The organism is Actinobacillus capsulatus DSM 19761, from assembly GCF_000374285.1.
GTDB classification, from domain to species: Bacteria; Pseudomonadota; Gammaproteobacteria; order Enterobacterales; family Pasteurellaceae; genus Actinobacillus; species Actinobacillus capsulatus.
Genome location: NZ_KB893934.1, coordinates 24670 through 37174, shown reverse-complemented (window position 1 = coordinate 37174; position 12505 = coordinate 24670). Strand labels below are relative to the sequence as shown.

The following is a 12505-nucleotide window of genomic DNA, read 5'->3' as shown; positions in this document are numbered from 1 at the left end:
TGCCCACAAAACAGGATTATCTTGTGGTGGCTGTTTATCTTTCTTTTGATAGATAACTGCTCTTGTATGTGCTTTTTGATACCGCAAAAAAGCAAAGGTTCAGACTTTATAAATCAGTCTGTAAAGTCTGACTAAAGTTTACTGTAAGGATTATTTGTGTACGCACGCTTACGATGAACATAAGCGGACATCATTAATCCAAACGCAGCCATTAGGGTCACATAGGAGGTTCCCCCATAGCTAAACAGTGGTAAGGGTACACCAACTACCGGTAAAATACCACTCACCATACCAATGTTTACAAAAACATAAACGAAGAATAGTAGTGATGTACCGCCTGAAATCAAGCGTCCGAAAGCGCCGTCCGACTTAGCGCCGATAACCAATCCTCTAGCAATAATAAACAAATAAATCGCTAATAAGATCAATATACCAATCATGCCGTGTTCTTCGCCCAACACGGCAAAAATAAAGTCCGTATGCGGTTCTGGTAAGAATTCCAACTGCGATTGAGTTCCTTCCATCCAGCCTTTACCGTTAATCCCGCCCGAACCAATCGCAATTTTCGACTGAATAATATGATAACCGGCACCAAGTGGGTCTTTTTCTGGGTCAATTAAAGTCATTACACGAGTTTTCTGATAATCACGCATCAAAAAGAACCACATAATCGGAATAAAACCGGCTAAAAAAAATACACCTGCACTAATTAATTTCCAACTTAATCCGGCTAAAAAAAGCACGAAAATACCGGCGGCACACACTAAAATCGAAGTACCTAAGTCCGGCTGTGCCGCCACTAATAAGGTTGGCACGCTAATTATACCCAATGCAATAAAGGTATCTTTTAAACTTGGCGGTAAAGCACGTTTTGCCAAATAAGTCGCCACCATCAACGGTACGGAAAGCTTAGCGATTTCTGACGGTTGGAAACGTACAAAACCCAAATTCAGCCAACGTTGCGCCCCTTTACTGCTCTCACCGACCAAATCCACCAAGATCAGCATCACAATACAGACTACGTAGAGGTAAGGAGAGACCCGTTCATAAAAACGAGGCGGAATCATTGCCATAAAAAACATGACACCCAAACCAAGCGTAACCTGAATCACTCGGTTAGAGAACATTCGTTCACTTCCGCCACTGGCACTATATAACACTAACAGTCCGTAACTGGTGATAGATAACAGACCTAGCAATAACCATAAGTCGAGAGAAAAAATTTTCCAGAAAAGTTTTTTAAAGCTATTATTCATTGTGAGTATTTCCTTGCTCACTTATAAGCGGTTGAATTTGCTCAATATTTTGCGAAGGTTGTTCCGATGTTCCGATTGGTTCTTTTAGCGTTTTGCTTAATGCAAAATCCATCACTTGGCGTGCCACCGGTGCAGCATTTGAACCACCACCGCCCGCATTTTCTAAAATAATCACCACCGAAACTTTCGGCTCTTCATACGGTGCATAACTAATAAACCACGCATGGTCGTGTAGTTCTTTTTTCAACGCATTCTTATTGTATTTACCGCCGTTTAAGTTAAATACCTGCGCCGTACCACTTTTACCCGCTGCACGATAGAACGAACCGCCTGCTTTACGTCCAGTGCCGTTTGCCGCATTAATTACGTTGTACATTCCGAATTTCGCCACTTGCCAGAAACGCTCCGGCACGCCTTTAATATCTTCATACTTCAGCGGATCTTTGTACAGTTCAACTTTATCGCTGCTGATCACTTCCATCATCAAATGGGGCGTATTAACACGTCCGTTATTAATTAAGATCGCTTGTGCTTTTGCCACTTGTAACGGCGTTGCAATCCAGTAACCTTGCCCGATACCGACCGGAATGGTATCACCTTGTACCCAAGGTTTTTTATGACGGCGTTGTTTCCACTCACGATTCGGATATACGCCAACGGACTCTTCAAAAATATCAATTCCCGTTTTCTGTCCGAAGCCGAACTTACGCATCCATTCAGACATTTTGTCGATACCGGTATCATACGCAAGTTGATAGAAGAACGTATCGGAAGACTCAGCAATCGCTTTATTCACATTGGTTGAACCGTGACCGCCTTTCTTCCAATCTCGATAACGCTGTGTTGTGCCAGGTAATACCCAAAATCCTGGGTCATAAATCGCACCATAAGGCGTAATTTTCTCTTCTGCCAATCCCATTACCGCATAAAACGGTTTTACCGTAGAAGCAGGGGGATAAGTCCCTTGCGTAGCACGACTATATAGCGGACGAGCGGGGTCTTCCAATAAGCGTTTATAATCCGCACCCGAGACACCACCGACAAACAAATTGTTATCATAACTTGGGTTAGTTACCATTGCCAATACGCTACTGTCACGAGGATCAAGCACTACAACCGAGCCTTTTTGGTTGCCCAACAAATTCTGAATATATTGTTGTAGCTCAACATCAATGGTTAAGCGAATGCTACTACCCGCCACACCCGGTTGATCACGCAATTTACGAATCACTTTGCCTCGGTTATTGATTTCTACCTCTTCAAAGCCGGTTTGTCCGTGTAATTGGTCTTCGTAATATTTTTCGATGCCCAATTTACCCATATCGTGCGAGCCGGCATAATTACCAAACTTACCCTCTTCCTCGAGCTTTTTCTTATCTTTTTCGTTGATTTTCGCCACATAACCGAGAATATGGGTTAAAGTTTCGCCGTAAGGATAATTACGTTTGTAATATGCCTGTACGTCTAGGCTTGGGAAACGATATTGGTTTACCGCAAAACGTGCCATTTGTTCTTCGTTTAAATTGCCCTTTAATAAAATCGGCATATAACGAGAGGTACGTTTTTTCTCTTTGCGGAACGCTTCCACATCTTCATCGGTTAGTCCAATCACATCACGCAATTCAACTAATGTTTCTTCTAAGTTTTCCGTTTTTTCAGGAATGATATAAAGCCCAAAATAGGTAATATTTTCGGCTAATACTTTACCGTTGCGGTCGTAAATTAAACCACGGGTAGGCGGGACCGGGAGCAATTTGATACGGTTGCCATTGGAACGCGTTTGGTAATCGTCATAATTCACAATCTGTAAATGATACAAATTGGTTAATAACACGCCCGTAAGTGCCAATACCCCTAGAAAGGCGACCAATGCACGACGGGCAAATAGATTGCTCTCCGCTTGCCCATCTCGTACTTTTTCACGAGGTTTTGGATTAGTTAATTTTCCGAGTTTACCAAACATTGTTTATCTCATTTTGTTCTTGAGTGAACGGAACAAGCGGTCAAAATTTTAGAACTTTTTATCATGTCTATTTAAGTTCAAGCTATTCTCGATGATAAGGGTGATTTGTTGTCAGTGACCACGCACGATATAAACTTTCCGCTACGATCACTCGTACCATTGGGTGCGGTAAGGTTAGAGGTGAAAGCGACCAACTTTGTTCCGCTGCTGCTTTACATTCCGGTGAAAGTCCTTCCGGACCGCCGATCAACAAACATACGTCTCGTCCGTCATTTTTCCATGCTTCCAATTGGCTCGCCAATTGTTCTGTTGTCCAAGGTTTGCCCGGAATATCCAACGTCACAACTTTGCCTTTACCGGCAGCCGCTAACATCGCTTTGCCTTCTTGCTCTAAAATGCGTTTAATATCCGCATTTTTACCACGTTTACCGGCAGGAATCTCAATCAGTTCAAACGGCATATCCTTTGGGAAACGGCGTTGGTATTCTTCGAAACCAACCTTCACCCAATCCGGCATTTTTTGCCCCACCGCAATTAATTGTATTTTCATTGTGCTACAACAAAAATGACGGTTATGCCCAAAGTTTTTCTAATTGATACATTTCACGGGCATCCGCTTGTAGTAAATGCACAATCGCTTGACCGAAGTCGACCACGATCCAATCCGCTACCGCTTTACCTTCTTCACCAAACACTTCAAAGCCCGCTTGTTTTGCTTCTGCGCTTAAACGATCAGCGGTTGAAGCCACGTGACGCACCGAAGTACCGGTTGCGATAATCATAGTATCGGTAATACTCGATTTACCACGCACATTAATCGCTAAAATATCTTGCGCTTTTAAATCATCTAAAGTTTTTGTTAAAAATTCGACTAAATTTTGTTCCACGTTCAGTTCTCTTTTAAATTTACTAAAATACAAGTGTTGAATTTTAGCACAAATTCGTTGCAATATAACAAATAGACAAAAGTAAAGCGGTCGTATTTGTAAATTTTTTTACCAATACGACCACTTGTATTAAACCGGCTTAAAACTGTGCCATTTGTTCTAATAATTGAGGAGATTTGTCCACCATACGTAGTAAAAGTACCGCTTGTGGATTCGGCTTGGTTTTACCTTGTTCCCACCCTTGATAAGCCCGCACGGAGGTATGCAATTTATGCGCAAAAACCGCTTGCGACAGATTTAATTTTTCTCGAATCAATTGAACTTCGGACGGACTAAAGCCTACCGGTTCAGGCTTTTCTAATACCGTGGTTCGCAAGGTGATTTTGCCTTGGAGATGTTTTTCATAAACATCAAGCCCTTCCATTAAATCAATTAAATAATCGTCCCATTTTATCGGTCCTATACATTTTCACTCCATACGAGCCGTATGGAACTAACTTACCCGAGCCACGCTGTAGCTCTCTCCCTTTAAGCCATTAATTTCTTTAAACGATATAACTCATCCAACGCTTGGCGTGGAGTAAGTTCATCTGGATCGATGCTCATTAATGCTTTTTCCACGTCACTTTGTTGTACAACAAGCGGTTGAATTTGCGGGGATTCTTGCAAATCCGCACTGAATAAGAGATCGCCTTGCGGGTTATCGTGCGCTTCTTTGGTTTGTAATGAGATTTCTTCCAAATGCACTAAACGCTGTTTCGCTAGTTGAATAACCTGTTTCGGTACACCGGCAAGTGCCGCTACCGCCAAACCGTAACTTTTACTTGCTGCACCTTCTTGTACGCTGTGCATAAACACAATGGAATCTTGATGTTCTCGAGCATCTAAATGCACATTCGCCACACCTTTTAACTGACTCGGTAAACTGGTCAGCTCAAAATAATGGGTAGCAAATAAGGTGAGCGATTGGGTTTTCTTGGCTAACCATTCGGCACACGCCCACGCTAGCGATAAACCGTCATAAGTTGAAGTTCCACGCCCGATTTCATCGATCAGCACTAAGCTGTTTTCGGTTGCCTGATGTAGAATATTCGCCATTTCGGTCATTTCCACCATAAAAGTCGAACGGCCAGAGGCTAAATCATCACTTGCGCCGATACGGGTAAAAATGCGGTCTAACGCACCGATTTCAGCACTATCCGCCGGTACAAAACTGCCGATATATGCCATTAAGCTGATCAATGCGATTTGGCGCATATAGGTACTTTTACCGCCCATATTCGGACCGGTGACCACCAATAAATGACGTTGTGCGTTTAAGAATACTGGATTGGCAATAAACGGATCTTTCAACACTTGTTCCACCACCGGATGGCGACCGCCTTTGATATTCACACCTCGTTGTAAGCTGAACGTCGGACGCACATAGTTCAAACTTTCCGCTCGTTCTGCAAGATTGGTCAGAACGTCTAATTCGGATAATGCCATCGACGCCAACTGCAATTCGCCCAAACGCGGCATAAGTAAATCGAACAACTCATCATAAAGTTGTTTCTCCAATGCCAATGACGCACCTTTTGCTTTCAGCACCTTATCTTCATAGGTTTTCAGTTCGGGAATAATATAGCGCTCGGCATTTTTCAAAGTTTGACGGCGAACATAATGCATCGGGGCTTTATGCGCTTGCCCTTGGCTAATTTGAATATAGTAGCCGTGTACCGCATTAAAGCCAATTTTAAGCGTATCAATACCGGTTGCTTCTCTTTCTCGAATTTCGAGATTTTCCAAATATTGCGTTGCACCGGCAGAAAGCTCTCGCCATTCGTCCAACTTCGCATTGTAACCTTCTGCAATCACACCGCCGTCACGAATTAATTGTGGAGGCGTTTCAATAATCGCACGTTCAAGCAGTGCGTGTAATTCACTGAAATCGCCTATTTGTGCCACAAGTGCATCAAGAGAAGCGGTCAAATTTTTCGCATTTTTTGCAATATCAGGCAATTGTGCCAAGGCAGTACGCAAACGGGTTAAATCACGAGGGCGAGCCGAGCGTAATGCAACACGAGCAAGGATTCGCTCCATATCACCGACATTTTGTAGTAACGGCTGAAGCAGTTCGATACATTGCTCTTGTTGTAAAGTGTTAATTACATCTTGACGCTTTTTCAACTTTTCTAGGTCACGAATCGGTTGATGAATCCAGCGTTTCAGCAAACGACTACCCATTGGCGTAACACACTTATCTAAAACTGCCGCTAAAGTATTTTCCGTTCCACCAGCTAAATTTTGGGTGAGTTCTAAGTTACGGCGAGTTGCCGCATCCAGCAAAATGGTATCGCTATTTTGTGCCAGATGAATACAGTTGATATGCGGTAAGGCGGTACGTTGTGTTTCTTGTGCATAGTGTAAAACACAACCCGCCGCACATAATGCCACCACGGCTTTTTCCACCCCAAAACCGGCTAAACTTTGTGTACCGAATTGGCGATTTAATAAATTAATCGCCGTGACTAACTCAAACTCCCACACCGGACGGCGACGTAAACCTTTATAATTATTTAAAATTTCAGCGGCAGAAAAATCTTCCGCATATAAAATTTCCGCCGGTTGTAAGCGTTGTAATTCGGCAGCGAGTGCTTCCTTATTTGGTAATTCGGTAATTAAAAAACGCCCGGAAGTCATATCCAAAGTTGCAATCGCAAACACGCCTTTTTCTTCATAAATCGCTGCGACTAAATTGTCCTGACGTTCCGGTAATAATGCTTCATCACTCACGGTACCGGGGGTAACAATGCGCACAACTTTACGTTCAACCGGCCCTTTACTGGCTGCCGGATCGCCTATCTGCTCACAAATCGCAACTGACTCACCCAATGCGACTAATTTGGCTAAATAGCTTTCCACCGCATGATAAGGCACGCCCGCCATCGGAATCGGCTCGCCTGCCGAAGCACCGCGCTTGGTCAAAGAAATATCTAACAACGCCGCAGCTTTTTTTGCATCGTCATAAAATAATTCGTAAAAATCGCCCATACGATAGAACAACAAAATATCGGGATTTTGCGCTTTAAGTTGCAAATATTGCGCCATCATTGGAGTGTGTTTAGAAAGATCTTGAGTCATAAGTTCGCAATTTAGTTAATCAAAATTGGGGATTAGTGTAACAGATTGAAGAAATGGAAAAAACAGTGGGACATAAAAGGAATGAGTAAGGGAATGATAAGAAGAATAAAATAAGCGGTTTAAATTTACAAAATTTTTGCTAATTTAGACCGCTTGTTAGCAGGGTTAATCCGCACGGATTTGATGTAAGAAACGCTTAGTGCGTTCGTGTTGCGGATTCTGGAAAAGTTGTGCCGGTGAGCCTTGTTCAACAATTTCACCGCCGTCCATCACGACCACTACATCCGCTACATCTAATGCGAATTTGATTTCGTGCGTGACCACTACCATTGTCCAGCCTTCTAGCGCCAACTCTTTCATGGTATTCAATACATCTTGCACTAATTCCGGATCAAGTGCCGAAGTCGGTTCGTCAAATAACATTAGTTCCGGTTGAATCGCTAACGCACGTGCAATGCCGACCCGCTGCTGCTGACCACCAGAGAGCTGGAACGGGTAAAGCTGTGCTTTATCGGATAAACCAACTTTTACCAATAATTTCTCAGCTTCCGCTTTGGCTTGTTCCGGCTTTTTGCCTTGCACAAATACCGGACCTTCCATCACATTTTCTAATGCTGTTTTGTGTGGAAATAAGTTGTAATTTTGGAACACCATACCCGATTTACGACGTAAGGCAAGAATCTGTTTTTTGATATTTTTTGCTGAAAAATCTATGCTTAATGGCTCTGAGCCGTCAAACGTGATTGTGCCTTGCTCCGGCATTTCCAGCGCATTTAAACAGCGTAAAAACGTAGTTTTACCGGAACCGGAAGGTCCGAGAATCACCACCACTTGACCTTTTTTAATTTCTAAATCAATGCCTCGTAAAATCGTGTTGTCGCCAAAGGTTTTATGAATATTACTAATTTTTATCATCTTGTTTTCCGTGGTTAACCATTATTTCGCCACAAAGCGGTTAAAGCGGCGTTCGAGTTTTGCTTGAATCAAGAAAAGCACCCAGCAGAAACACCAGTAAATAAAACCCGCCTCAATATATACCGGTAAGAAGTCGTAAGACATATTCGCCATTTGTTGTGCGACACGGAACATTTCCGTTACTGTCACCACAGAAGCCAACGAAGTATCTTTAAACAAACCGATAAAGGTATTACTTAACGGTGGCACTGCAACTCGAATTGCTTGCGGCACAATAATACGGCGAAAGGTTTGCATATAGGTCATACCGATTGTATAACCGGCTTCCCATTGCCCTTTCGGCACGGAAGAAATCGCCGCACGCACGGTTTCCGAACCGTATGCGCCGATATTCAATGAGAAACCGATAATCGCCGCCGGAATCGGATCAATATACACACCGATCGCCGGCAAACCGTAAAACACCACCGAGATTTGCACCAACATCGGCGTGCCTCGGATAATCGAGATATACACTTTCACAATCGCAAGTGCAATGCGGTGTAGCATACCATTTACCGGTGTCACTCGAATTAACGCAACACCGACCGCAATCGCCATACCGATAATAAAAGAAGCAATCGCCAGCGGAATGGAAACCAACACCGCCGCTTCAACCATCGGGAAGAAAGCATCCATCACCAGTTTCACACGTGCCTCGTCCATAAATGGAATTTGCAGTAATAAATTTTCTAACACAAACTATCCTAATAAAAATTGATTTAATGAAATTCTAAGGGATATAGATAGAAATGTATACGTCTAGACGTCTAAATAATTTAAAAAGAAAAACAAGCGGTCTAAATTTGCTAAAAATTTGCAGATTTAGACCGCTTGCTTCAAAGCGTCTGAACGTATTGAGTTATTTCACACTAATATCTCGGCCAAAGAATTGCTCGCCGAGCTTTTTCAACGTGCCGTCTTTTTGTAACTCAACAATTGCCGCACTAATTTTGTTTAACGCTTCTTGGTTACCTTTGTTCGCTACTAAACCGGCGCCCACTTTTTCAGGTGATTCCCAAACAATTTTTAAACCTGATTTCGGGTTTTTCTTCAAATAATCCAATAACGCAAGATTATCGTTGAAAGTTGAATCCGCACGTTTTTGTTGAATGAGTAATAAGCCTTGCGCCATACCGTCAATCGGCACAATGTTCGCACCGTTATCACGCGCTAATTCGCCGTAGTTTGAGCTTAACGTTTGAGCGGCTTTCATCCCTTTAACATCCGATGCTTGCTTGATTTTTTCTTCGTCATTACGCACCACTAATGCCGCACCTGACCAGCTATACGCTTCCGATTTATCAAAAGTAGCTTGGCGTTCCGGTGTGGTTAAACCTACTTGGTTTGCCACTAAATCGAAACGATCCGCTTTTAAACCGGCTAACATTGCGTCCCATTGCGTTTCTTTAAATTCAACTTTAACACCTAACTTTTCAGCAACCGCACGCGTTACTTCCACATCATAACCGGTTAATTTACCGCTTGCATCATGATAAGTGAACGGCGCATAAGTCCCTTCAGTACCGACAGTAATCGTCCCTTTGGCATTAATTCTTTCAAGTAATGTTTCTTTAGCAAACGAAGTTGCTGATGTTGCAAGAGCGATAGCTGAAACCGTAATCACTGATAATTTTTTTAACATAGTAGGAACCCTCTTAATTAGAGAAAATCAATAGATAAAATGTATGAAGTTGTGTTTTTTCGAATTATTAGAGAAATTTATGCAAGCTTCAAATAACTAAATGGAATAACACTTAGCTAAATGTTGTAAGGATGTTAATTTGAACGAATTGGAGATAAAACAAGCGGTCGAATTTTCGCAAAATTTTGCAAAAAATAACCGCTTGTAATCAAGACTAGACGAGATATGCGCCGCAACAATGTTTGAATTTTTTAGCAGAGCCACATATACAATTTTGCTTTTGCGAAGGCAGCTGCACCGTTGGATCAACAAAATACCAACGTTTGTCTGCTTGCACGAATAACGATACTTCGTGATGCGCCTCTACGCCGTTTTCGGTGTTAAATAACGCTTTAAATTCTACTAAACTGTGAATTTTACTGATATTCGGCTTGTGAGAGAGAATTTCTAATCCCGCCCATTTGGTACTTTCACCCCACGCTTTCATCGCTGCCTGATCCAAAAATTTCTGCTGGCTAGGGACGGTAGTCTCCACAATATAATCAATATTCACCAAAGTATAAGCCGCATAGCGTGAACGCATTAACTGCTCTGCCGTTGCCGGATAAGCTTGCTTGAGATGAAACGGCTGACAACATTGCGCATAATGCTTACCCGACTGACACGGACAAGCGGTTAAATTTTTTGACATTTTTGCATTCCTCTTTTTACGCACGATATTGTAACGATGAAACAAATGAAATACAGCAAAAATCCCATCACCATAAAAAGAAAAGAGCACAATTAATCATGTGCTCTTCCGTTTATAATTAGTGTAATTCCGCCCGAGTTGGAATTGAACTTTGTGCGCCCATACGAGTGACTGAAATCGAAGAGGCTTTGTGGGCGAACATCACAGCATCTCGCATAGACTTGCCTTCTAATAAAGCCACCGCCAATGCGCCGTTAAAGGTATCGCCGGCGGCGGTTGTGTCCACAGGTGTCACTTTAAAACCGGCAATGATTTCGCCGTTACCGTTTTCACTTAAAAACGCCCCTTTCTCCCCCAAAGTAATTAACACGGTTTGAATACCTTTTTGATGGAATACATTCGCTGCTTGTTGGGCGGTTTGTTCATCGACCACTTGAACGCCTGTCAGTAAGACGGTTTCGGTTTCATTTGGGGTTATCATATCGATATTCGCCAAAATGTCGTCCGAAAGAGGGTGTGCCGGCGCCGGATTTAAAATCACTTGGGTGTGATGAGCTTTCGCAATTTTTAGCGCTTTTTCGACCGCTTGTAACGGCGTTTCGAGCTGAATCAATAGGCAATCTGCGTTTTCAATCGTAGTTTGATGCTGTGCCACCACGCTTTCATCTAGCTTTTCATTCGCGCCGGCGGAAATCACAATGCTGTTCTCGCCTGAGTCCGCCACTTGAATCATGGCAATGCCAGTCATTTGATCAGCCACTTCAACAATGTGTTCGGGATTAATGCCGTCCTGCACAAACGCTTGTTTCATTGCTCGCCCAATATCATCAGCCCCAATACAAGCGATAAAATCCACTTCAACTAATGATGTATCTCGCACACGAGCCGCAGCTACCGCTTGATTCGCCCCTTTGCCGCCATAAGCGATATGATAATCACCGCCTTTCAGCGTTTCGCCCGCTTTCGGGAAATAAGGAACTCGAATAACATGATCCGCATTTACGCTGCCCAACACACAAAGTTTTTTCATAATTACCTCAAACCGACCTCAAACAAACCTAGCGATGCCGGAACAGTCAAAATAACGATTCCGGAGCCAAAATTACTGACTAATTACTTTTAACGGCACTGGAATTTTCGCTTCAACTTTTTCGCCTTTAAGCAATTTATCCGCTGTTTCCACGCCTAGCTCACCGATTTTATCCGGTTGTTGTGCGATGGTTGCCGCAAGTTTTCCGCCTTTTACCGCTTTCACCGCATCATCCGTACCGTCAAAGCCGACGACGATAATATCTTTACCCGCCGCTTTAATCGCACGTAATGCGCCTAACGCCATTTCATCATTTTGTGCAAATACCGCTTTTGCCGCACCGTGGCTTGCCAGTAAGTTTTCGGTTACGTTTAAACCTTTGGTACGGTCAAAATCCGCCGGTTGGCTAGCTAATACTTCAAATTGGTTTGCCGCTACCGCTTGTTTAAAGCCTTCACCACGCTCACGTGCCGCTGATGTGCCAGCAATCCCTTCTAATTGGATAACCTTAGCGTTTTTACCGACTTTCTCCGCAATAAAATCGCCCGCCATTTTACCGCCGGCAACATTATCCGAAGCGATGTGGCTCGCCACTTCGCCTTTATTCGCACCACGGTCTAAAGTAATGACGGGAATATTTTTCTTATTCGCAATCGCCACCGCATTACCGACTGCTTCCGAATCCGTCGGGTTAATCAGTAATACTTTCGCACCACGCACCGTGAGATCTTCCACATTCGCTAATTCTTTTGCTGGGTCATTTTGGGAATCTAACACCACTAATTTGTAACCAAGGTCTTTGGCTTTTTTCTCTGCCCCTTCTTTTAAGGTAACGAAGAACGGGTTATCCAGCGTAGAAACCGCTAACGCCAATGTGTCTTGCGCCATTGCTTTTGCACCGAATGCCAAACCTAATGCAAGCGCTAAAGAAGTTAATTTTTTCATAGGAATCTCCT

General features: G+C 43.1%; 12 protein-coding genes. All 12 read right to left on the bottom strand.

The genetic code is table 11. The annotated features are described in order from the left end of the window. Positions 1-131 precede the first annotated feature (131 nt). A complete protein-coding gene (gene rodA / locus C228_RS0104415; RefSeq protein WP_018651483.1) occupies positions 132-1256 on the bottom strand; it encodes a rod shape-determining protein RodA in 1125 nt (374 codons plus the stop codon). Continuing rightward, the gene (gene mrdA / locus C228_RS0104410) at positions 1249-3219 is read right to left on the bottom strand and encodes a penicillin-binding protein 2 (protein ID WP_018651482.1); all 1971 of its coding nucleotides are present in this window, start codon (positions 3217-3219) and stop codon (positions 1249-1251) included. The genes rodA and mrdA overlap by 8 nt, the downstream gene beginning before the upstream one ends. An 82-nt stretch (positions 3220-3301) precedes the next feature. Next, the gene (rlmH, locus tag C228_RS0104405; protein ID WP_005598965.1) at positions 3302-3769 is read right to left on the bottom strand and encodes a 23S rRNA (pseudouridine(1915)-N(3))-methyltransferase RlmH; all 468 of its coding nucleotides are present in this window, start codon (positions 3767-3769) and stop codon (positions 3302-3304) included. Positions 3770-3791: 22 nt separating this feature from the next. Next, positions 3792-4106 (bottom strand): ribosome silencing factor, encoded by a 315-nt coding sequence (gene rsfS / locus C228_RS0104400; RefSeq protein WP_018651481.1) that lies wholly within the window; start codon positions 4104-4106, stop codon positions 3792-3794. A gap of 139 nt (positions 4107-4245) precedes the next feature. Beyond that, the gene (locus C228_RS0104395) at positions 4246-4530 is read right to left on the bottom strand and encodes a helix-turn-helix domain-containing protein (RefSeq protein ID WP_018651480.1); all 285 of its coding nucleotides are present in this window, start codon (positions 4528-4530) and stop codon (positions 4246-4248) included. 104 nt (positions 4531-4634) lie between these two features. Next, positions 4635-7229, bottom strand: a complete 2595-nt coding sequence (gene mutS / locus C228_RS0104390) for a DNA mismatch repair protein MutS (protein WP_018651479.1) — start codon at positions 7227-7229, stop codon at positions 4635-4637. 165 nt (positions 7230-7394) lie between these two features. Further along, positions 7395-8144 (bottom strand): amino acid ABC transporter ATP-binding protein, encoded by a 750-nt coding sequence (locus tag C228_RS0104385; RefSeq protein ID WP_018651478.1) that lies wholly within the window; start codon positions 8142-8144, stop codon positions 7395-7397. A gap of 21 nt (positions 8145-8165) precedes the next feature. Further along, positions 8166-8882, bottom strand: a complete 717-nt coding sequence (locus C228_RS0104380; RefSeq protein ID WP_018651477.1) for an amino acid ABC transporter permease — start codon at positions 8880-8882, stop codon at positions 8166-8168. A 163-nt stretch (positions 8883-9045) separates the two neighbouring features. Further along, positions 9046-9828, bottom strand: coding sequence for an amino acid ABC transporter substrate-binding protein (locus C228_RS0104375; RefSeq protein ID WP_018651476.1), 783 nt, complete (start codon positions 9826-9828; stop codon positions 9046-9048). 214 nt (positions 9829-10042) lie between these two features. Continuing rightward, complete coding sequence (locus C228_RS0104370) at positions 10043-10519, bottom strand: YchJ family protein (protein ID WP_018651475.1); 477 nt, start codon at positions 10517-10519, stop codon at positions 10043-10045. 118 nt (positions 10520-10637) lie between these two features. Beyond that, positions 10638-11549, bottom strand: a complete 912-nt coding sequence (gene rbsK, locus C228_RS0104365; RefSeq protein ID WP_018651474.1) for a ribokinase — start codon at positions 11547-11549, stop codon at positions 10638-10640. A 72-nt stretch (positions 11550-11621) separates the two neighbouring features. Then, the gene (rbsB, locus tag C228_RS0104360; protein WP_018651473.1) at positions 11622-12494 is read right to left on the bottom strand and encodes a ribose ABC transporter substrate-binding protein RbsB; all 873 of its coding nucleotides are present in this window, start codon (positions 12492-12494) and stop codon (positions 11622-11624) included. Positions 12495-12505 lie beyond the last annotated feature (11 nt).